Source organism: Candidatus Palauibacter polyketidifaciens (assembly GCF_947581785.1).
GTDB classification, from domain to species: Bacteria; Gemmatimonadota; Gemmatimonadetes; order Palauibacterales; family Palauibacteraceae; genus Palauibacter; species Palauibacter polyketidifaciens.
The window spans coordinates 32404-54621 of sequence record NZ_CANPVO010000044.1 but is presented as its reverse complement, the minus strand read 5'-3'; the positions used below and the strand labels follow the sequence as shown (position 1 = coordinate 54621).

Sequence of the window (22218 nt, the reverse complement as noted above, 5' to 3'; positions counted from 1 at the left end):
CGACCGGGTTGTGATGCCGGTCACGGGCGTTTGAGCGCGCTGGTTGAATCCGCCGCTGGGCAAGAACCTGATGGCGATCGCCCGTAGGCCTTGATGGACTCGGCGACGCCCGCAAGAGACCGGGACTATACGGTCTGGTGGTTCCTCGCCGGAGCGGCGCTCGTCACGGTGCTCTTCTACCGCGACTTCATCTTCCATCCGGAACGGCTTCTCTTCGGGTCGGACATGCTGTTCGAGGGGATCTCGCTGCGCCGGTTCTACGTGGACGAGATCCTCGCGGGGCGCGGCGTGCCGCTCTGGGTCCCGCACGTCTACGGCGGCATGCCGTTCGTCGCGATCCTGCCGGGGCCCATCTTCTATCCGTCGACGATCCTCTATTTCCTGCTGCCGCTGCATCGGGCCATCGGCTGGACCTTCGTTCTGCACACGTTCTTGAGCGGCGCGTTCGGCTACTTCCTCGGACGTTCCTTCCGACTTCGGCCGGCATCGGCCGCGGTGTGCGGAGCTTCGTTCCTCCTCGCGGGCTATGTCACGTCGCACCTGTTCGGAGGACAGGATGGGCGAATGTTCACGATGACGCTCATTCCGCTGGCGCTCGGCCTGCTCAACCGCGGGTTGGAGAGGAACGAGTTCCGCTGGTTCGCCGGTCTGGCCTTCGTAATCGCGGCGCAGACGTTCTCGGCGCACGTGCAGATGATGTACTTCTCCAGCCTCGCGCTGGCGGCCTTCTTTGTGTACCACGTGGCGTTCCGGCTCCCGCGACCGGTGTCGGCCGCGGCGCCTTGGAGGGTGTACGTTCGCCCTGTCGCGTGGTTCACCCTCGCCAATGTGGCGGCGGTTCTGGTCGCCGCCCCCCAGTTCTTTCCGACCCTGACGGCACTCGAACACGTCACCCGCGCGGCCGGCGAGCGCGGCTACGAATTCGCCGCCTCCTGGGCGCTGCCGCCACAGGAGCTTACGGCATTCTTCCTGCCGGATCTCATCGGGTCGCTCCCGGGGTCCTATTGGGGGCAGAACCCGATCAAGCTGCATACGGAATACCTCGGCGCCGTCCCGCTCGCGCTCGCGATTCTCGGCATCTCGGCCGCCTTCGGCCGTGCGCTGGATCGCGATCGGAGACGGGTCGTGTGGTTCCTCGCCGGCGCCAGCGTGCTCGGCGTTCTGTTCGCGCTCGGGGCCGCGACACCCGTGCACCGGATCGCGTATACGCTGCTGCCCATGATGTCGAGCCTGCGGGCCCCGTCGATGATGCTGGGTCCGGTGACCGTATTCGTCGCGCTGCTCGCCGCCTACGGCTGGGAGGCGGCACTGAACCGCCGGGCCGCCGGCGGAGGTACGCCGGACGATGAGACCGGACGGAATGCCGCAACGGGCCGGTGGTCCTGGCCCGTGCTTCTGCTCGGGGGGCCGATTCTTCTGCTTGGCGCCTGGGCGGTGCTCAGCCCGCAGGGGTTGGCCAACTTCGTGCTGCTCTCGTGGTATCCCGATGGATGGCCGCGTCAACCGTCGACGGTTTCGATCGACGCGCTGCGTCTCAACGGTCTGTTCCTCCTGGCGGGATTCGGTCTCGCCTGGGGCGCCGCCCGGGGCGTGGCCCGCCACAGCTTCGCCACCTGGACGCTGGTCGTCGTGCTCGCCTTCGGGATCATGGACCTGTGGCGCGTGGACGCGCGCTACCTGAGAGTGCAGGAGGCCGACGCCGCGCTCGCCACCGATCCCGTCATCGAAGCCCTCTACGAGGACGCGGAGCCCGGAGAACGCGTCTGGGCGCCGAGTCTGGCCGGCCCCACCCCCAACTATCGTCCGAACCAGCTCGCCTACTACGGCGTGTCGTCGGCGAGTGGGCTTCAGAAGTTCCTCCTCCGCCCGTACGCGAGACTCGTGGGCGGCATCACGCCGGATGAGGGGCTGCTCTGGAATCCGGTTGTTCGCCAGTTGCTGAACGTCGGCTATCTCATCACGCCCGGCGCGCAGGAAGGTGTCGAATCGATCGCGGAGGCGGGCGGGCGCCATCTCTATGAACTGTCGCCGGAGCTTCCCTACGCCTACTTCCCGGCCGGCCTGGAGATGGTCGACGATACCGCCGCGGCCGTCGCGCGGACGCTCGAGATTTCGGACCCGGCGGGGTTGACGATCGTCGAAAGCCGGGCGGGCGGCCAAGCTCCGGCGGCGGGGCAGGGGAGCGCATCGCTCGTTCGCCACGAGCCGGATCGCGTGGTACTGGAGGTCGTGGCGGATCGCGCGGGCCTTCTTGCGGTCAGCGAGATTCATCACGAGCGCTGGAAGGCCTTTCTCGACGGGGAAGAGGCCGTGGTGTGGCGGGTGAATACGGCGTTCCGCGGCGTCGAAGTCCCTGCCGGGACGCATGAGCTGACCTTCGAGTACCGGAGCGCTCCCTTCAGTCTCAGCACCTGGATCAGTCTCCTGACCATTGTCGGGCTGACCGGGGGCATCCTGATCTCCCGGCGGCGTCGACCCCGAGGATCGGCGGCGTGACCGCGGACCGCGCTGGCGCCGCGCCGGGTCGCCGGTGGGTCGCGCTTGGGAGTGCCGTCTTTCTCCTCGCCGCCCTGGCCACGGTCAGCCTGGCGCTGTCGGGCAGGTGGGCGGCGTGGGAGGATCTCCGGGCCTCGGGCCTCTCCGCCTGGCACGTGCGGCCCCCTTGGCTGGCCGTGGCGGTTGGATGCGAGGCCGCTGCCCTCTGTGCGAGCGGGGTGGTCTGGGCGTGGCTGTTCCGGGCCGCGGGCGGCAGGGCAGGGGTTCCGGAAGCCACCGCGGCGTGGCTCGGTTCCAATCTCGGCCGCTACATCCCGGGAAAGATCTGGCAGGTCACCGGGTTGGTGGCCTACGTGCGGGGTCGAGGCGATTCCGGTGCGACGGCCTTTGCCACGCTGATCGCCTTCCAGTCCGCGATTCTCGTCACGGGCATCGCGCTGGCCGTCGCGTTGCTCGGCACCCGGGCGTTCGAGGGCGTGGGCCGCTGGCCGCTGGTCGCGGGCGGCATCGTCCTCGCCGCCGCGCTCACGCCGCCCGTGCTCCGCTTCGTCATACGGCTGGGGCGTCGCCTGCTACGCGAGACGAAGGAGCATGGCGATGCCGAACCGGATGGGAAAATGCTGTGCCGCGCCGTCGTCGGAAGCCTCCTGATCTGGCCCCTCCACGGACTCGGATTCCTGGCGTTGCTCGAAGGTCTGGTCCTCGAAAACGCCGTCGGCTTCGGGGCCGCGCTCGGCGTCTTCGCGGGATCCTACGTGGTGGGCTACCTGGCTCTGGTGGCGCCCGGAGGGCTGGTCGTCCGCGAGGGCGCGATCGTCGGCCTCCTGGCCGCGACGACTGCCATTCCGGCAGGGCCCGCCGCGGCGCTTGCGCTGGCGGCCCGCCTCTGGACGACCGCCGCGGAGTTGGTGTCCTTCGGTCTGGCCCTCGCCCTCCTGCGCTCCGCGGGAGGCACACGAAATGAGGATCCCTGGATGCGGGATCCGCCCGAGGGTCGATAGGTTCCCGGCCTGATGAACCCCGAACGACCCATCGCCCCGCTCGCCGATTCCGGCCGCGGCCGCAGTCCCGCTTCCGCTCCCGCAGACGGTGGGCGCGGCCTGGTCATCCTGCCTACGTACAACGAGGTCGATTCGATCGCCGGGATCGTCGAGCGCGTTCTCGCGCAGGACTCCCGGCTCTCGGTCCTCGTCGTCGATGACGCATCTCCCGATGGCACGGGCGCTCTCGTCGACTCGCTCGCCGCGGCGGAGCCGCGCGTGAACGTGCTGCACAGGGAAGGGAAGTTGGGGCTCGGGACCGCCTACATCGCGGGGTTCCGCTGGGCGCTCAAGCGGGATTTCGAGTGGATCTTCGAGATGGACGCCGACGGATCGCACGACGCGCGATATATTTCCGACATGATCGCCGCGGCCGACCGCTTCGATGTCGTCGTCGGATCCCGTTATACTGCCGGGGTGAACGTCATCAACTGGCCCATGTCGCGCCTGCTCCTCAGCTACTACGCGAACAAGTACGCGCGCATCGCCACGGGCCTGCGCCTCGCCGATTCCACGAGCGGCTTCAAGTGCTTCGCGCGCCGCGTGTTGGAGACGATCGACCTCGACCGCGTGGGGTCGACCGGGTACACATTCCAGATCGAAATGAACTTCCGCGCATGGAAGAAGGGGTTCCGCGTCGGGGAAGTCCCCATCGTGTTCACCGACCGTCGCGTCGGGCAGAGCAAGATGTCGGGGGCCATCGTGCGTGAGGCGGTGTGGCGGGTGTGGGCGCTGCGTCTGCGGTCCCTCATCGGGAGGCTGTGATGGCGAAGAACCGGACGATGTCGTACTTCCCATCCCGGCGAGACCCCCCGCGCCCGGCGATCGACTACGAGGCGCATCCGGTCTTCTCGCAGCGGCCGCGGTGGAGGTGCGAGGCCCACCGCATCATCTTCGGCAACCTGACCCCCGCCGGCCGGCTCTTCGACGTCGTCCTCATCGGCGTCATCCTCGCCAGCGTCGTCGTCGTGATGCTGGAGAGCGTGCAGAATTTCGACGTCCGCGCGCGAGGTCTGCTGTGGACGCTCGAATGGGTGTTCACGGCGCTGTTCACGGTCGAGTACGTGCTCCGCCTCATCTCCGCGGAACGGGCCAGCGGATACGCCCGTTCCTTCTTCGGGATTGTCGATCTCCTCGCCGTCCTGCCGAACTTCGTGGGGTTGCTGATCCCGGGAGGACAGGCGCTCGCCGTCATCCGCGTGTTGCGGGTGCTGCGGGTGTTCCGGGTGCTGAAGCTCGCCCAGTTCGTGGGGGGCGAGCGACTGCTGATCAACGCCCTGCGCTCAAGTTCCTACAAGATCGCCGTCTTCATCGTGGCTGTGCTCGTCGTCGTGACGCTCGTGGGCGCCGCGATGTACGTGATCGAGGGAGCGGACGCGGGCTTCGACAGCATCCCCCGCGGGGTCTACTGGGCCATCGTGACTGTGACGACGGTGGGGTTCGGCGACATCACGCCCCAGACCACGGTGGGGCAGATGCTTGCCGCGCTCCTCATGATCCTGGGGTACGGCGTGATCGCCGTCCCGACGGGGATCGTGACGGCCGAGCTCGCAGGCCGTGAATTCAAGGTGCGCTCCGCTCGCGCCACCATGGACCGGTTGTGCCTGCGTTGCGCCTCGCCCGGCCATGACGAGGATGCCAGCCACTGCAAGCACTGCGGTTCCGAACTGCTGGAATGACCAGCTTGTCATCGCAGACCGACCTCGTCGAGCGCGACTACTACGAGGACTTCCTGGCGAGCCGCGAGTACAGGGAGAGCCGGCTCCGCAAGGCGGCGGTCCTCGACAGGATCGTGGGAGACAGGATCCGCGCGGGGGGCACGATCGGCGATGTCGGGAGCGGCACGGGTCTCCTCAAGCGCGAACTCGAGAAGCTCAGCGGGCAACCGATTATCGGTTTCGAGGTGGATCCGCGGGTCGTCATCGAACGCGGCCGCACCTGCGTGGCCGATGGGACCCGGCTCCCGACCTCCGACGCGTGCTTCGACTTCCTCATCGTGAACCACCTCTATGAACACGTCGCCGACCCGAGAAGGCTGTTCGCGGAGGTTTCCCGGGTGCTCAAACCCGGCGGTTCCGCCTACGTCAGCGCCGGAAGCCGTTGGGCTGTCCTCGAGCCGCACTACCGGCTGCCCTTTCTCAGTTGGCTGCCCCGGGGGATGGCCGACCGCTACGTTCGCTGGACGGGGCGCGCAAGGGACTACCGCGGAATCCGGTTCCTGGGATACCGTTCGCTGCAGCGCGCGATGGCTGTCCCCGATCTGCTGAGCGCGGACATGACGGAACACGCGATACGATCCGTGCTGAGCGGAGGCGGGGGAGGGACGTGGCGGTCGGTGTGGCGGATCCTCTCCGTGCTCCCCGCCGGGCTGCGGCGCCGGATCCTGCGCTGCGGACCGCAGTGGTTCTTTCTCCTCACGCGGCGGGATCGGTGAGGCATCGCATGACGTCGCTGCGCATGCCGCGTGGGCGGGCGGGGCGTGCCGGCCGGCTCGCGCGGGCCGTGTTCGGCGGTGCGGTGGCGGCGGTGTGCGCGGTCCCGGGGCTCGCGGCCCAGGCCGGCGGCGCGGAGGCCGTGGACGTGGAGGCGCTCCGGCCCGGCGCCCCGGTACCCATCACCCGCATCGCCGAAGCGATCGAGGTGGACGGGATCGTGAACGAGCCCGTGTGGGACTCGATCGACCCGGTCCCGCTCTTCATCATGTCGCCCACCCACGGCGGGGAGCAGACCGAGCGCACCGAGATTCGTCTCGCGCACGATGACCGGTACCTCTACGTGTCCGGGCGAATGTACGACTCGAACCCGGAGGGGATCCGGGTCAACACGTTCTACCGCGACATCTACAGCGGAGACGACCTGTTGTCGTTCGTGGTCGACAGCTACAACGACTACGAGACCGCCCTCTGGTTCGGCGTCAACCCTGCGGGCGTCCGTTACGACCGCTCCGTCTCCAACGACGCCGAGTTCACGGGCGACCTCCCTCCGTTCAACCAGGACTGGAACGCGCACTGGGACGTCGTCACGATGCGAAACGGCGAGGGATGGTTCGCGGAGTTTCGTATTCCGTTCTCGACCCTGGGCTTCCAGGCGCAGGGCGATGAAGTGACGATGGGCATCACCACCTATCGCTACATCAGCCGGAAGAACGAGCGCCAGGTGTACCCGCCGATCGGACGGGAATGGGGCCGGCTGGCGTTCATGAAGCCGTCGCAGACGCAGCGGATGACGTTGCGGGAGGTGCGTCCCACATCGCCGGTCCACGTGACGCCGTACGTGCTGGGAGGCCTCCGGCAGACGCCCATCCTGCGCGAGCCGGCGGACGCGGCGGCCTACTGGGCGTCGGAACGGAATCGGACGGCGGAACCCGGGGCCGATCTCAAGTATTCGCCTTCATCCAACCTGGCCATCGACGTGACGGTCAACACGGACTTCGCGCAGGTGGAGGCGGACGACCAGCAGATCAACCTCACCCGGTTCTCACTCTTCTTCCCGGAGAAACGCCAGTTCTTCCAGGAACGGTCCTCGACGTTCGATTTCGGAACCGGCGGCTTCACCGACCGCGTGTTCTTCAGCCGCAGGGTCGGTCTCGAGGGCGGGGAACTCGTTCGGATCTACGGGGGCGCCCGCGTCGTCGGCCGCCTCGGAGGGCTGGACTACGGTCTTCTGAACATGCAGACGGCTCCCACCGGCAGCCGCTCGGGCGAGAACGTGGGTGTGATGCGGGTGAAGCAGCGGGTCTTCAATCCGTATTCGTTCCTGGGGGGGATCGTCGCGACGCGCATTGGGGCGAACGGGGAGGACAACGTCGCGTACGGCGTGGATGCGCAGATCCGTCCCCTCGGCAACGAGTGGGTGACGCTGACGTGGGCGCAAACCTTCGACGAAGCGGTGAACGAGAGGAATCCGCTCGACGCGGGCCTGTTCCGCGCCCGCTGGGAACGGCGGACGGACCGCGGCCTGTCGTACAACCTCTATTACCGGCGGGTCGGGCCGGACTACACGCCGCGGCTCGGCTTCCAGTTGCGCAGAGACTTCACGCTTTTCGGCGGCGAGGTCGGGCACACCTGGCTCCAGGGGCCGAGCGCTTCGCTGAACACGGTCACCCTCGCGGTGCTGGGCGAGAACTACTATCGCAACGCGGACATCACGCCGGAGTCGAGATCGATCCGCCCGGAAGTGGAGTTCGCTTTCAAGTCGGGTTCGAGCATCACGGTCTATTCGAACACGCAGTTCGAGGACATCCAGGTCCCGTTCCGCATCACCGGCCTGTCGATTCCGACTGGCGGATACTGGTTCCAGGAGGCGGGCATCGACTGGATGCTGCCCCGAGCCGCGATCTTCCGGGGCGATATCCGGGCGAGCGTGGGGCGCTTCTACGACGGGCGGCGCGTCGGACTGATCTTCAACCCGACCTGGAGCGCGTCCCGATACCTGGAGTTGGGCGGCGGGTACGAAATCAACCGGATCGAATTTCCCGACCGGGGCGAGGCCCGCACGACCCAACTCGGGCGCGTGAAGCTTTCTTTCGCCCTGAATCGGAGCATCTCGCTGAGCACGTTCGCGCAGTACAACAACCTCGACAAGCGGACGAGCATCAACGCCCGCTTTCGCTACCACTTCAGGGAAGGCACGGATCTCTGGGTCGTGTACAACGAGGGGCTGAACTTCGAACGAGACCGGGGGTTCGAGCCGAGGCTCCCGTGGTCCGCCGGCCGGAATATCATGGTCAAGTACTCGCACACCTTCAGCTGGTAGGCGCGGACCTGCGCACCTGTCAGCGACTTGCGGCTTCGTGCGCGTGGATTGTGCCCCTCTGCCTCCTCGCGGCGTCGGGGGTCTCCGCGCAGACCGGAAGCCCGGACGAGGTCGATGCGGCGGCGTTCCGGTCGCCGGTCCCGATTCCCATCTCGCGGCTCAGCGGGGAGATAGAAGTCGACGGCGTCGTCGACGAGCCGGCATGGAGCGCGGTCGAGCCGCTCCCGATGTTCATGTGGGCCCCCGATCACGGCGGCGAGATGACGGAGCGGACGGAGGTCCGGATCGCGCACGACGACGAGTTCCTCTACCTCTCCGGACGGATGTACGACTCGAACCCCGGCGGCATCCGCGCGAACACCTTCTACCGGGATGCGTTCAGCGGCGACGACCTTCTCTCCTTCGTGGTCGACAGCTACAACGACTACGAGACCGGATTGTGGTTCGGGACCACGCCCGCCGGCGTCCGCCAGGATCGCTCGCTCTCCAACGACGGCGACTTCTCCGGCGATGTGATGCCGTTCAACGCGGACTGGAACGCTCATTGGCAGGTTGTCACCTCGACAGACGACGAGGGGTGGTCCGCGGAGTACCGGATCCCGTTCTCCACGCTTGGATTCCAGGCGCAGGGAGACGAAGTGACGATGGGGATCATCGTCTACCGCTTCATCGCCCGGAAGAACGAGCGCCACGTCTTCCCGTTCATTGGCCGCGAATGGGGGCAGGGGGGCTTCCTTAAGCCCTCCCAGGGCCAGCGGATGACGCTGCGCGGGGTGCGGCCGACGACGCCGGCCTACGTCACCCCGTACCTGCTCGGAGGCCTGAGCCGGACCCCGCTCCTCCGGGAGCCGTCCGACGCGGCCTCCTTCTGGGGGACGGAGCGCGACCAGGTCGCGGAGCCGGGACTCGACCTCAAGTACTCCCCCTCCTCGAACCTGGCGATCGATCTCACCGTCAACACCGACTTCGCGCAGGTCGAGGCGGACGACCAGCAGGTGAACCTCACCCGGTTCTCGCTCTTCTTTCCCGAGAAACGGCAGTTCTTCCAGGAGCGCTCTTCGACCTTCGACTTCGGGACGGGAGGGTTCACCGACCGCGTGTTTTTCAGTCGCCGCATTGGACTCCAGGGGGGCGAACTCGTTCGCATCTACGGCGGGGCGAGGCTGGTCGGCCGGCTCGCCGGCCTGGACTTCGGGATCCTCAACATGCAGACGGCGCCGGCCGCGGGCCGATCGGGCGAGAACATGGGGGTCATGCGCCTCAAGCAGCAGGTGCTCAATCCGTATTCGTTCGTAGGGGGGATCCTCACGACCCGCTACGGCTCGAACGGCCAGAACAACGTGGCCTATGGCCTGGACTCGCAGCTACGCCTGTTCGGAGACGAGTACCTCACGGTCACCTGGGCGCAAACGCAGGACGAGGTGGTCAGGGAACGCAACGCACTCGACGCGAGCCTCGTGCGGGCGCGCTGGGAGCGGCGGACGGACCGTGGGGTCTGGTACAACCTCTACTATCGGCGCGTGGGCCCGGACTACCTGCCGCGCCTCGGCTTTCAACTGCGGAACAACTTCACGCTGTTCGGCGGCCAGTTGGCCCACACCTGGCTGAGAGGGGCCGACGCGACGCTGAACGCGATCACGCTGCACGTGACGGGCGAGAACTATCAGCGCAACGTGGACCTCACGGTCGAATCCCGCTCGATCCGCCCCTCCGTGTCGCTCGACTTCAAGTCGACCGCGAACATCACCGCCTACGCGAACGTGCAGCTCGAGGACCTCCGGACCCCGTTCGGGATCGGGGATGTGTCGCTTCCGTCCGGCGAATACAGCTTCACGGAGGCCGGCATCGACTGGATGCTGCCGCGCACGACGATCTTCCGCGGCGAGATCAGGACGACGGCGGGGAGCTTCTACGATGGGCGGCGCGTGGGACTCATCTTCAACCCCACCTGGACCGTCTCCCGCTACCTGGAGGTCGTCGGCGGCTACGAGGTGAACCGGATCGAGTTTCCCGACCGGGGCGAGGCGACGACGACGCACCTCGGCCGGCTGCGGCTGAACTTCGCCCTGAACACGCACCTCTCGTTCAGCGCCTTCGCGCAGTACAACAATCTCGACGACCGGACGAGCATCAACGCGCGCTTCCGTTACCACTTCAGGGAGGGCACGGACCTCTGGATTGTGTATAATGAAGGGTTCAACCTGGAACGGGACCGGGGATTCGATCCGAGGCTGCCGTGGTCGGCGGGACGAAACATCATGATCAAGTACTCGCACACGTTCATATGGTGACTCTGCGCACGACCCTGTGGCTGTGCGCGACGCTCGCGGCGGTGGCGCCCGGGGCCGCGGCCGCGCAGGACGGCGGGCGAGGGAAGCCCTCCGTGCCCCTCCATCGCCTGACGGGCAACGGTCACATCCAGCTCGACGGCTTCGTCGACGAGCCGGCGTGGGCGGACATCGATCCGGTTCCGCTCGTGATGTACTCGCCCACATACGGCGGAACCCTCACCGAAGAGACGGAGATCCGGATCGCCTACGATGACGGATACCTCTACGTCTCGGGGCGGCTGTTCGATTCCGACCTCGGCGGGATCCGGGCGAACAGCTTCGTCCGCGACGGGTTCAGCGGCGACGACCAGTTCTCGGTTGTGATCGACAGCTACAACGACCACGAGACGGCGGTGGCCTTCGTGGTGAACCCCAACGGCGCGCGATCCGATCGTGCGGTTTGGGGCGACGCCGAGTGGACCGCGGGCACGCGACCCTTCAACAGCGACTGGAACGCGCACTGGGATGCCGCCGTCCAGCGGACGAACGACGGGTGGTCCGCGGAGATGCGGATCCCGTTCTCCACGCTGGGGTTCCAGAACGCCGGCGGGGAAGTGACGATGGGACTCTCCGTCTACCGCTCGATTTCGCGGAAGAACGAGCGCCACGTCTATCCCGACATCTCTCCCGAGTACGGGTTCTTCGGCTTCGGCAAGCCATCGCTGGCGCAGCGGGTCACCCTGAGGGACGTGAATCGGGCGAATCCGATCTACGTGACGCCGTACCTCCTCGGCGGCATGACTCAGATCCCGACCCTGCGCGAACCGCCGGACGTGCAGGCGGCGTACTGGGCGACGACGGACGACCCCACCGGGGAGCCCGGCCTCGACTTCAGATATTCGCCGTCGTCGAACCTGTCGATCGATCTCACCGCCAATACGGACTTCGCCCAGGTGGAGGCGGACGACCAGCAGATCAACCTCACGCGGTTCCCCCTCTTCTTCCCGGAAAAGCGGCAGTTCTTCCAGGAACGCTCGGCGACCTTCGACTTCGCGACCGGCGGGGTCACGGACCGGGTCTTCTTCAGCCGCCGGATCGGGCTCGACCAGGGCGAACTGGTGCGCATCTACGGGGGGGCGCGCGTGGTGGGGCGGGCCGGCGGGCTTGATTTCGGGATGCTGAACATGCAGACGGCCCCGCGCGCGGGACGGCCGGGGGAGAACATGGGTGTGCTGCGGCTCAAGCAGCAGATCTTCAATCAGAACTCCTCCGTCGGCGGGATCGTCACGACGCGCGTCGATGCGTACGGCAAGACGAACGTGGCCTACGGCGCGGACAGCGAGGTGCGGGTGTTCGGGGACGAGTACCTGACGCTGCGGTGGGCCCAGTCGTTCGACGACGACGTGGCCGAGCGGAATCCGCTCGACGCCGGCACCTTCTTCGCGCAGTACGAGCGACGGAGGCAGGAGGGGTTGAACTACAGCGCGCAGTACCGGCGGGTGGGGCCGGATTACCTGCCGCGGCTCGGCTTCCAGCTTCGGAACGACTTCACCCTGTTCGGTGGGTCGAGCGAATACTCCTGGTTCCTCGGCGCGGATTCCCAGTTGCGTGCCGTGACGGTCGGGGGCACCACGGAACACTACTACCGGAACTCGGATCTCACGCCGGAGTCACGCAGCTACGCCCCCATGCTGCGGATCGCGCTGAAGTCGGGCACCTTCATGACCCTCACCTCGCGATCGAGCTTCGAGAGCATCCGTGACCCGTTCCGGGTCGCGAGCCTCCGGATCAACCCCGGGGAATACTGGTTCCACGAAGCCGACATGTCGCTGCGGCTTTCGCGCGGCGGTCTCGTGCGCGGGGAACTCGGGGGTTCGGCCGGCAGCTTCTATGACGGCCGCAGGGTGGGCCTTCGAATGAGTCCGGCGCTGAACGTCTCCCGGCACGTCGAGATCCGGCCCGGGTACGACCTCAACCGGTTCGAACTCCGGGGGGGCGACTACCTGACCACGCACCTCGCCAAGCTGGGCGTCGATTTCTCGCTGGACACGCACCTCTCTCTGAGCGTGCTCGCCCAGTACAACTCGGCAGCGGACCAGGCGCTCGTGAACGCCCGCTTCCGGTATCACTTCCGCGAGGGAGTGGACCTGTGGGTCGTCTACAACGAGGGCTACTACACGGACCGCGTGAACGGCCGGGCGAACAACCGCGATCCCATGCTCCCGTTCTCGTCCGGCAGGGCGCTGATGGTGAAGTACTCCCACACGCTCGCCTTCTGATCGCGGTCGGACTCGCCGTCTGAACGACCCTCTGATTCGCCCTGCGGGTCTCAACCCGTACCGGACGCAGGTTTACATAATATATCTTATGCGCCATCTTTGCTCGTGCCCACGATCATACGGAATTGCGGAGATGCTGTCGGGGTGCTCCCGAATTCGCCGCGGAGGGGCTGAGGTCAGTCGCTCCCTGCGAGTTGGGCCTTGATCTCCCCGAGTCGGAGGCGGTAGACGCCTGCCTCCACGGGGTCCTCCCCGGCGGCTTCCTCGGCGATGGCGGCGAAGATCGTTTCGGCTTCCTCGAGACGGCCGAGCGAGGCGAGGATTCTCGCGGCGGAAGCGCGCGCCTCACGGCGCTGGAAGGCGAAACGCGCCGTTTCTCCCAGGGCTTCCCACGTGGCGAGCGCGGTCTCCGCGTCTCCCGACGCTTCCTGGGCCGCCGCGAGGAGTGTGCGGCCGGCGAGTCCGACGGGACGGTTCGGCGCCTCGGTGATCGTACTCGCGACCCGGGCGGCCTCCACGGACCGCTCCGTGTCGAGATAGGTCCTGGCGAGGAGGAGCCGGCCTTCGTTCGCCGCCGCCACGCCGTCGAAACGGTCGACGTAGGCTTCCAGGTCGGCGATGAGCATTTCGGGGTCGGTCGCGGTCATTCGCAGCGTTGCGAGTTCGTTCGCCGCCTGCTCGCGCACTGAAGCCTGGAAGTTCGTGTAATACACGATGCCCACGACGACCATCGCGATACCGGCGGCCCCGACCAGCACCGCCCGCATGTTCTTGTTGACCCAGGTCGCCAGACGGAACGTGGATCGGACGAAAGCGTCCTGTCGACCGTCCCCTCCGTCTGGTGTCTTGCCGCTGGCGAGCGCGTCCGCCATCTCCCGTTCCCTCCTCGTTTCCTGCCCGGTTGTTGAACGGCGTGGAAGCTACCGGACCCGGTGGATCGCCGCTACTACACTAGCATTCCGTCACGGGCGGCCGGGGCCGCGCGGGCCGGCGATGCGCTCAATGGCGAGGACGGCGACGGCCCCGAGGAGCGCGAGAGCCACCGCCGGCCAGATTTCCGCGGCGCCCTCGGGCCAGCGGTTCGCCCGCAACCACTCGATGCGGCCGTCGCTGTGCGTGTACAGCTCGCGGATTCGCACCTTCCACGGCCACAGCGCGTTGAGAGAACCGACGAGAAACCCCGTGAGCACGGCCAGCGTGGGTGTCCGGTGACGCGCGAGGAGGCGCCGCAGGACGCGGCTGAACGCGAGCAGGCCGGCGACGATCCCGAGACTCACGAACGCGAGCCGGACGAGGTCGAGGCTGTGGAGGGCCGCGATCACGGGTGCGTACGCCCCCAGGAGGAGGAGGATGAAGGCGCCGGAAATGCCGGGCAGGACCATGGCGCAGGCCGCCACGGCCGCGGCCGCCGCGAGAAGGAGGGGCGCATCGGACCGGACGAGCGGGGGCAGCGATGTGATGACGGCGGCGAGGACGGCCCCCGCGGCGGCAAGGATCCGGATGCCGGCCCGGCGATCCGCGACGCGCCGCCCGACGAGCAGCACGGACGCCGCCACGAGGCCGAAGAAGAAGGCCCGCAGCTCCACGGGCCGGTTCGCGAGCAGCCAGTGCAGCAACCCGGCGAAGGCGAACACGCTCGTGCCGATGCCGGCGAGCAGGACGGCGAGGAAGCTCAGGTTGCCCGCCTGCCAGACGCCGCGCACTCCCCCCTCCCGCAACACCCCGAGCAGGCGGCGGTCGAGACCCGCGATCGTCGCGACCAGCTCGTCGTAGATGCCCGAGATGAAGGCGATCGTCCCTCCGGAAACCCCGGGCACGAGATCCGCCAGCCCCATGGCGAGGCCCTTCGCGTACAGCCCGGCCCAGGCTCTCACCGGCTTGCCTCCCGGCCTCCGCCCCGCCCCTCGATGAGCGGGACGAAACGGGCGCCCGTGATCGTCTCCTTCACGAAGTCGTCTCCGCGCCGCGTGTAGCGCCGCAGCTCCTGCCGTCGGGTGCCGACGGGCAGGATGAGGCGGCCTCCATCGGCGAGCTGGCCGAACAGTGCTTCGGGCGGGCGGGCCGCGGCCGCACCCACGATGATCGCCTGGAACGGAGCGTATTCCGGCCAGCCCCGACTCCCATCTCCGTGCATGAGACGCGCTTCCACGCCGAGCCCCTCGAGCGTGCGCGCGGCGGCTTCGTACAGGGGGGCGATCCGTTCGATCGAGTATACCTCCGCCCCGAGCGCCGCGAGGAGCGCCGTCTGGAACCCCGCCCCCGTCCCCACCTCGAGGACGCGATGCCCGGGACGGATCTCGGCGTATTCGAGGCTGAGCGCGTGGATCGTCGGGCTCGAAATCGTTTGTCCCCGGCCGATGGGGAGCGGCACGTCCTCGTATGCACGGGCCCGCATCACGTCAGGGACGAACGCGTGTCGCGGGACGCTGTCGAACGCGTGCAGGACGGCCAGGTCGTTCACGCCCCGTTCCCGGAGCCGTTCCACGAGACGACGGCGGTCGCGCCCGTAATCCGCCGCCGGGTCCCGCCCCCTCAACTTCCAAGCCGCCACGACCTCACCTCGTTCAGCAGCTCGAAATTCGTCAGGTCGAGGTGGAGCGGCGTGACCGAGACGAAACCCGCGCGCACGGCACGGAAATCCGAGTCCCCCCGGCCGCTCCAGGCCGAACGCCCGCCTCCGATCTTGAAGTACTCGGTCCCTTCCTCATCGTGAATCCGGCGGAGCGAGTCGTGGTACACGCGGCGCCCGAGCGCGGTCACCGTGATCCCCTCCACCTCGCCCGCCGGCCGGTCGGGAAGATTGATGTTGAAGAAGGTCTCGTCCGGAAAGGAATCCCGATCGAGACAGGTGGCGATGAGGCGGCCGAGCAGCGCCTCGTAGCTCTCGAGGACGCGGTCGTCGCTCCCCGTGAACGAGAAGGCGATCGCCGGCACGCCCAGGATCGTCGCCTCCATCGCCGCCGCCACCGTGCCGGAGTAGAGCACGTCTTCGCCCATGTTGGCGCCGTGGTTGACCCCTGAGAGGACGAAGCGCGGCCGGGTCTCGAGGATCTCCTTGAGGGCGAGGAGCACGCAATCGGTCGGCGTCCCGTCCACCATGTAACGTCGCGGCCCGAGCTGCGTCACGCGGAGGGGACGGAAGAGGGAGAGCGCATGGCTCGTCGCACTCTGTTCCCGATCCGGCGCCACCGTCCACACATCGCCGAACGCGTCGGCCACACGGGCGAGCAGCGCGAGCCCCGGCGACTTCACGCCGTCGTCGTTCGTGCACAGGAGGATGGGTGTTCCCGCTTCGGTCACCCGACCCCGCCGTCCTCGAGGAGCTGTACCAGTTCGTCGGCCTCCGTCCGGAGGTCGCGGATCGTTTCCCGATCCCAGGCCACGCGCGCCTCCGCCGCGAGTTCCCCGCCCGCGCGCAGCTGATCGAGCTTGCGCCTCGCGCCCTCGATCGTGTACCGCTCGGTGTAGAGGAGGTGCCGCAGGAGCTGCACGAGCTGGATCTGCTTCGGACGGTACACCCGGTTGCCCGCCCGGTTCTTCGTCGGGCGAAGCGCCGAGAACTGCGTTTCCCAGTAGCGGAGGACGTGCGGCTTGAGATCCGCGATCTCGCACACTTCTCCGATCGAGTAGTACTCCTTCGGGGCGATGCGGTCGGACACGCTTTCCCCTTCCCTGGTGTGGTGTCGCGAGCAGGCCCTCGCTAACCCCACCGCTCGGGTTTCGGCTCCCGGGCCATCAGCCGCGCCAGCGCCTCCCGGGGCGCCATATCTTCGTACAGGATCGAATATACACCGCTCGTGATCGGCATCTCCACGTCCAGCTCCCGACTCAGTTCGTATGCGGCGCGTGCGGTCCGCGAGCCTTCCACGACCTGATCCATCTCTCCGATCACTTCCGAAGGCCGGCGACCCGCCCCAATCGCGAGTCCGGCCGAGCGATTCCGGCTCAGCCGCCCGGTGCAGGTGAGGACGAGGTCCCCGAGTCCGGCGAGGCCGCCGAGCGTCGTTTCCCGTGCCCCGAAGTGCCGGGCGAGCCGCGCGATCTCCGCGAGTCCGCGGTTGATGAGCGCCGCGCGCGCGTTCGACCCCAGCTCCAGCCCGTCGGAGATCCCGGCCGCGAGCGCGATCACGTTTTTGAGGGCGCCGCCCAGCTCCACGCCATCCACGTCCGGCTGCGTGTACACTCGAAAATACCCGTTGCGGAACAGGCTCTGCACGGCGAGCGCGTGGGCCTCGCTCCGGCTTGCGGCGACGACCGCCGTCGGAAGCCCGCGCAGGAGTTCCTCCGCGAAGCTGGGTCCCGAGAGGACCACCGTGCGCGATCCCGCGGCCTCGCCCAGCGTCTCGACGATGACCTCCGACATCCTCCGGTGCGTCCCGAGCTCGATCCCCTTCGAGGCCGAGACCAGGATCTGATCTCCGAGGTGGGGCGCGGCATGTCGCAGCACCTCCCGCACCGCGTGTGATGGGCACACGGAGAGAACGAACCCCGTGCCGTCCGTCGCTTCCGCCAGGTCCGCTGTCACCGCGAGGGGGCGGCCGAGTTCGATTCCGGGCAGGTAGCGCTCGTTCGTCCCGGTCTCGCGCATCGCAGCGGCGTGTGCGGCGTCCCGCGCCCACAGCCGCACGTCGTGGCCGTTCCGCACGAGGACATCCGCCAGCGCCGTGCCCCAGCTGCCCGCGCCCAGCACGGCGACGCTCTGCCCGCTCACCCCTCGTCCTCCGGGGACTCTTCCGCCGCCCTCTCCCGGCGCGGAAGCCGGCCGCGGCGCCAATCCACCTGGAACTCCTCGCGCCTCACGATCCGCGCGAGGTTCGAGCGGTGCGTCCACCACACGGCGATGGCGAGGAGGAGCGCATAGGATACGACGGATCGCGGCGCCGCCGAGCCGCGCGCCATGACGGGCACGAGGGCGGCGGAGAGGAGGGACGCCATGGAGGCCGTCCGCGTGAGGATCACCGTCACGACCCACACGAAGAAGGCGACGATCACGGCCACCGGAACCAGCGCGGCCATCGTTCCGGCGGCGGTCGCCACCCCCTTCCCTCCCTTGAATCTCGTGTACACGGGCCATACATGCCCGGAAATCGCGGCGAGCCCGTACACGAGCACCCAGCCGCCCGTACGCCCGTCCCACATCGGGAAGAACCACACGGGCACGAACCCCTTCAGCAGGTCCACGACGAGCACGCCCACGGCCGGAAAGAACCCGAGCACCCGGTAGGCGTTCGTGGACCCCAGGTTGCCGCTTCCCTCCCGCCGGAGGTCGTACCCGTAGGCGCGCCCGACGAGGTAGCTCGTGGGAAAGGCCCCGATGAGGTAGGCGGCGATCGTCAGAAGCGGCGCGGTCATTCGCACCCCGAACGCTTCCTCAGCTTGATCCGAATGGGAGATCCCTCGAATCCCCAGGCCTCCCGAAAGCCGGCGACGAGGTATCTCACATAGTGCTCCTTGAGGTCGTGTGGCCGGTTGGACCAGAGTACGAACTGCGGCGGGGACGCCGCCACCTGACTGCCGTACAGCAGCCGCACGTCTCCCCGCCCGCCCTGGGGAGGCTGCCGGCGCGCCACGAGTCGCCGAAGGACCTCGTTCACCTCCGAGGTGGGCACGCGCTGCGCACGCGCTTGCTGCACCTCGAACGCAAGGTCGATGGCCTTCCGCACCCGCTTCCCGGTCAACGCCGAGCAGGTGATGATGGGCACCCAGCGGAGATAGTGCGCGCGCTCGCGGAGTTCGCGCTCGAAGCCGGCCATCGCCGTGGGCCCGCGGTCCTCGATCAGGTCCCACTTGTTGGCGACGAACACGAGCCCCTTCCCCTCGTCCCACGCCTCGTGTCCGATCCGGAAATCCTGGTTCGCCGCGCCGTCCCGCGTATCCACCAGGAGAAGGCAGACGTCGGCCCGGCCGATCGCCGAGGCGGCCCGCAGCCGTCCGAGGAATTCGAGGTCGTCCACGATGCGCGCCCGGCGGCGGAGGCCGGCCGTGTCGATGAGACGGATGCGGCGGTCTTCCAGAACGAGATCCGTATCGATCGCGTCGCGCGTGGTCCCCGCCTCCTCGTGGACGATGACGCGATCTTCCCCGAGGAGACGATTCACGAAGCTGGATTTGCCCACGTTGGGGCGCCCGATGACCGCGATGCGGATGTCGGCGTCGCCCTCTTCCGTCTCCGCGGATTCGGGAAGGGCCGCGACGACACGGTCCAGGAGGTCCCCCGATCCCTTGCCGCTGAGGGCTGCCAGCGGCGTGGGGTCGCCGAGGCCGAGTTCGTAGAAGTCGAGGTGCTCGATCGCCTCCGCGAGTTCGTCGAGCTTGTTCGCCGCAACGATCACGGGCAACGCGGAGCGGCGCAGGAGCTGTGCGACGTGCCGGTCCACGGGCTGGACGCCGTCGCGGCCGTCCACGACGAAGATGACGACGTCCGCGTGGCCGATTGCGGTCTCGGCCTGCCGGCGCACCTCGAGATCGATGTGCTCATCCGGCCGCACGACGAGGCCTCCGGTATCGACGAGAAGGAAGTGCCGTCCCGCCCATTCCGCCTCGGCGAATTGCCGATCCCGCGTCACGCCCGGCTGCTCGGCGACGATCGCGGCCCGCCGCCCCAGGATCCGGTTGAAGAGGGTCGATTTGCCGACGTTGGGGCGGCCCACGATGGCCACCGTGTGCATGGGCATCGCCGTCAGAGCCGCGAAAGGACATCGACGAGGTCCGCGGAAGGCTCGACGCGGCGACCGGGAAAGCCGGCCTGCAGCTCGGAGAGGCTCACGTCGTCGAGGAAGACTTCCCCGTCGTTCAGCGCCTGCGCGGAGAAGAGGGCCACGTCGAAGTCCCCCGCATCGCGGAGCGCGTTCCGGTGATCCGCGCCCGGCAGCAGGCCGGCCGTCGTGACCATCGGCCCGTACAGCGTGTTCTCGACCGCGACCGTCGAGACCTCGGCGCCGGTGCGCAGCGCGATGCGGCCCGCGAGTCGGGTCATCGTGGGTCCCATTGACGTCCCCGTGACCGCAACGACCCTGCACCCCTCCAACGGGCCGAGCGCCTCCAACTGTCCGGTCACGCGGTCCGTCAGGGTGGAGATCGCGCCGACGCCGTTGCTCTCGAGTTCGTGATCGTCGAAGTACGCGGCGCCCGGCGGTTCGAGTCTCGCCTGCAGGTACATCTCGTCGGCGGCGTAGCACCATCCCTGTCCCCGCTCCGACAGCGCCCGTTCGCGGATCGCGTCGACGTCGTCGAGCGCCGCGCGACATTCCCCGGGCGTGAGGGTCCGTCCCCCCAGCGCCGCGTTCCACGACGTGAGGCCCACCGGGACGATGGAGAGCGACCGGATCGCGTCGCCGCGGCGATAGAGGTCTTCGATCGTGCGCGTCAGGTGTTTGCCGTCGTTCACCTCCGGACAGAGGACGACCTGGGCGTGGACGACGATGCGGCCCTCGGCCAGCCGGTCGAGATCCTCCCCGATGTTCGCGCTCCGGGGGTTCTTCAGCATCCGGAGCCGCACCGCCGGGTCCGTCGCGTGGACGCTCACGTAGAGTGGGGACAGTCGCTGTTCGAATATGCGGTCCCAGTCATCCGGACGCAGGTTCGTCAGCGTGATGTAGTGGCCGTGGAGGAAGGACAGTCGGTAGTCGTCATCCTTCACATAGAGGGGCGCCCGAAGCTTGTCGAGTTTCGGGTTTCCCTTCACGAAGCAGAACGGGCACGCGTTGGTGCAGCGGCGGATCTTGTCGGGCTCCGGGACGATCCCGAGGGGTTCGTCCTCGGGTTTCTCGATCTCGAAGAGAAGCCGCTCGCCGGTCTGCCGCTCGGCGAGCACCCGGAGTTCGGGTTCCGCCTGATGAAACAGAAGGTCGAGGCTGTCTCGAACGGGCTTGCCGTTGATCTCAAGCACGGCGAGGCCCGCCGGCAGTTCGAGGTCGGCGGCGATCGACCCCGGCTTCACGCTGGCGATTCGAATCATGGTCTCGCGCGTGGGGCTACCGCAGGCGGGCCGCTCCCGCCTCTCGGGAGCGGCTGGCGGCCTGCTACCGGGCCACGGCCTGCGAGCGGGCGGTCAGCCCTCGATCGTCCCGTACCGGAACCCGGCCAGGGGCACGTCGGACTGGATCTCGAAGGTGAAGCCGCCGGAGTCGGCCTCGAAGGTCTGCGTCTCCTCCCTGACGACCTGTCCGCCGGCATCGACGAACTCGAACGTGATCTGCAGCGTGCCGGAGGCGGAGCGGTTCGTGAAGGACAGCTGCACGATGTACCGGCCGTTGGGCGCGGCAGCCATCTGCGCGAACGTGACGGAGAGCGGCAGCTGCTGCTCCTCCCCCATAACCTCCATCGCCCGCTCGTTCATGTCGGCGCGGCCGAGAGCCTGGAAGTGCAGCTGGTGAGCCAGCGCGTCGTACGGATACCACTGCTTAAGGGTGTCCGCGAGTGCGATGACGGGCCCGGGACGGCCGGACTGGATGGAAGCGTTGACGTAGTTCTCCATCGCTTCCTTGTTGTAGGGATTCCCCTCGCGAGCCCTCCCGAAGGCGGTGGCCCCGTCCGAGAAGTTCTGCGCGTTGTAGAACCCCACCCCCACTTCGAGCCACTGCTGGTACGTCAGGTCGGTGCGCTCGAGGGTCTCGGCATAGATCGCCGAAGACTCATCGGTCTGCCCCTGATCGGCCAGGACTCCCGCATACTGGATCTGGATCACGACATCGTCGGGGTACCTGGCGAGGTAGTCGGCGTAGGTCTGGATGGCCTCGTCCCCCCGGCCTTCCACCACCAGCATGTCGCCGAGTCCTCGGACGGCGCCCTGCAACGACTCCGCGTCCGCATCGGGAATGTCCGCGGCGAGCGCGGCCTGGTACGTCTCGATCGCGCCCGCGTTGTCTCCCATCTGTGACTGCAGGAGCGCCGCATTGCTGTACGTGCGGAGGTCGGGCTTGAAGTCGTTCGCGAGCATGAAGGCGTCGAGCGCCGCTTCGTTGTCGGATGCGCTGTAGGCCGTCACCCCCTGGTTGTAGAGCCGGACCCAGCCGTTATAGCGCTGTGCCTCGCCGTGCATCATGCATTCGGGCGCCGAGGTCGCGTCGTAGCGGTCGAGAAACTCCACGGCATCCCGGAAGTTGCCGAGGCCTATCTGGATCTGCGCGCCCAGTAGTGGGACGACCGGATTCTCGCTCTCCAGATCCGCGCTTAGCGCCTCCCACGCCTCCATCAGGATCTCCAGGCTGTCTGCGGCCGTGGCCGCGTCGGTGAGTCCCTGGATCGCTTCGGAAGCCGTGGCGGCCGCGCTGTTCGCGTCGAACTCGCATTCCTGCCCGAAGAGTCCCGCAGACGTGAAGATCGACGCCAGGGTCGCGGCGGTCGCCGCCCTCGCGCCAGTACGCACCATGTTCAACA

Annotated in this window: 18 protein-coding genes; 8 read left to right on the top strand and 10 right to left on the bottom strand. The window is 68.0% G+C overall.

Annotated features, from left to right (window positions below):
* Positions 1–93 precede the first annotated feature (93 nt).
* Genes RN729_RS12190 through RN729_RS12155 form a run of 8 tightly spaced genes read left to right on the top strand, consistent with a single transcriptional unit; the run spans position 94 to position 12840 of the window.
* A complete protein-coding gene (locus RN729_RS12190; RefSeq protein WP_310785146.1) occupies positions 94–2496 on the top strand; it encodes a hypothetical protein in 2403 nt (800 codons plus the stop codon).
* Positions 2493–3497, top strand: coding sequence for a lysylphosphatidylglycerol synthase domain-containing protein (locus tag RN729_RS12185; RefSeq protein ID WP_310785144.1), 1005 nt, complete (start codon positions 2493–2495; stop codon positions 3495–3497). The genes RN729_RS12190 and RN729_RS12185 overlap by 4 nt, the downstream gene beginning before the upstream one ends.
* Positions 3498–3509: 12 nt before the next feature.
* Complete coding sequence (locus RN729_RS12180; RefSeq protein ID WP_310785142.1) at positions 3510–4301, top strand: polyprenol monophosphomannose synthase; 792 nt, start codon at positions 3510–3512, stop codon at positions 4299–4301.
* Positions 4301–5215 (top strand): ion transporter, encoded by a 915-nt coding sequence (locus tag RN729_RS12175; RefSeq protein ID WP_310785141.1) that lies wholly within the window; start codon positions 4301–4303, stop codon positions 5213–5215. Before RN729_RS12180 ends, RN729_RS12175 begins: the two co-directional genes overlap by 1 nt.
* Positions 5212–5970, top strand: coding sequence for a class I SAM-dependent methyltransferase (locus tag RN729_RS12170; protein ID WP_310785139.1), 759 nt, complete (start codon positions 5212–5214; stop codon positions 5968–5970). The genes RN729_RS12175 and RN729_RS12170 overlap by 4 nt, the downstream gene beginning before the upstream one ends.
* Before the next feature lie 8 nt (positions 5971–5978).
* Positions 5979–8291 carry a DUF5916 domain-containing protein gene (locus RN729_RS12165; protein WP_310785137.1) on the top strand — a complete coding sequence of 771 codons (2313 nt, stop codon included), beginning with the start codon at positions 5979–5981 and terminating at the stop codon, positions 8289–8291.
* Between the two features lie 50 nt (positions 8292–8341).
* A complete protein-coding gene (locus RN729_RS12160) occupies positions 8342–10582 on the top strand; it encodes a DUF5916 domain-containing protein (protein WP_310785135.1) in 2241 nt (746 codons plus the stop codon).
* Entirely contained in the window at positions 10576–12840 is a 2265-nt protein-coding gene (locus RN729_RS12155; RefSeq protein WP_310785133.1) for a DUF5916 domain-containing protein, read from the top strand. The genes RN729_RS12160 and RN729_RS12155 overlap by 7 nt, the downstream gene beginning before the upstream one ends.
* A gap of 176 nt (positions 12841–13016) precedes the next feature.
* Here the strand turns inward: RN729_RS12155 and RN729_RS12150 are convergent, their stop codons facing one another.
* The 10 genes from RN729_RS12150 to RN729_RS12105 form a co-directional block, all read right to left on the bottom strand.
* On the bottom strand, positions 13017–13712 hold the full coding sequence (locus RN729_RS12150) for a tetratricopeptide repeat protein (RefSeq protein ID WP_310785132.1): 696 nt from the start codon (positions 13710–13712) through the stop codon (positions 13017–13019).
* 90 nt (positions 13713–13802) lie between these two features.
* The gene (locus RN729_RS12145; RefSeq protein WP_310785131.1) at positions 13803–14714 is read right to left on the bottom strand and encodes a DUF368 domain-containing protein; all 912 of its coding nucleotides are present in this window, start codon (positions 14712–14714) and stop codon (positions 13803–13805) included.
* The gene (locus tag RN729_RS12140) at positions 14711–15391 is read right to left on the bottom strand and encodes a protein-L-isoaspartate(D-aspartate) O-methyltransferase (protein ID WP_310785129.1); all 681 of its coding nucleotides are present in this window, start codon (positions 15389–15391) and stop codon (positions 14711–14713) included. Before RN729_RS12140 ends, RN729_RS12145 begins: the two co-directional genes overlap by 4 nt.
* The gene (surE, locus tag RN729_RS12135) at positions 15373–16140 is read right to left on the bottom strand and encodes a 5'/3'-nucleotidase SurE (protein ID WP_310785127.1); all 768 of its coding nucleotides are present in this window, start codon (positions 16138–16140) and stop codon (positions 15373–15375) included. Before surE ends, RN729_RS12140 begins: the two co-directional genes overlap by 19 nt.
* Complete coding sequence (locus RN729_RS12130; protein WP_310785125.1) at positions 16137–16499, bottom strand: MerR family transcriptional regulator; 363 nt, start codon at positions 16497–16499, stop codon at positions 16137–16139. Before RN729_RS12130 ends, surE begins: the two co-directional genes overlap by 4 nt.
* Before the next feature lie 41 nt (positions 16500–16540).
* Positions 16541–17551 carry an NAD(P)H-dependent glycerol-3-phosphate dehydrogenase gene (locus tag RN729_RS12125; protein WP_310785123.1) on the bottom strand — a complete coding sequence of 337 codons (1011 nt, stop codon included), beginning with the start codon at positions 17549–17551 and terminating at the stop codon, positions 16541–16543.
* On the bottom strand, positions 17548–18192 hold the full coding sequence (plsY, locus tag RN729_RS12120; RefSeq protein ID WP_310785121.1) for a glycerol-3-phosphate 1-O-acyltransferase PlsY: 645 nt from the start codon (positions 18190–18192) through the stop codon (positions 17548–17550). Before plsY ends, RN729_RS12125 begins: the two co-directional genes overlap by 4 nt.
* Complete coding sequence (gene der, locus RN729_RS12115; RefSeq protein ID WP_310785119.1) at positions 18189–19508, bottom strand: ribosome biogenesis GTPase Der; 1320 nt, start codon at positions 19506–19508, stop codon at positions 18189–18191. The genes plsY and der overlap by 4 nt, the downstream gene beginning before the upstream one ends.
* Positions 19509–19519: 11 nt before the next feature.
* On the bottom strand, positions 19520–20797 hold the full coding sequence (locus RN729_RS12110) for a DUF512 domain-containing protein (protein ID WP_310785116.1): 1278 nt from the start codon (positions 20795–20797) through the stop codon (positions 19520–19522).
* Between the two features lie 93 nt (positions 20798–20890).
* Positions 20891–22210, bottom strand: a complete 1320-nt coding sequence (locus RN729_RS12105; protein ID WP_310785114.1) for a tetratricopeptide repeat protein — start codon at positions 22208–22210, stop codon at positions 20891–20893.
* Positions 22211–22218 lie beyond the last annotated feature (8 nt).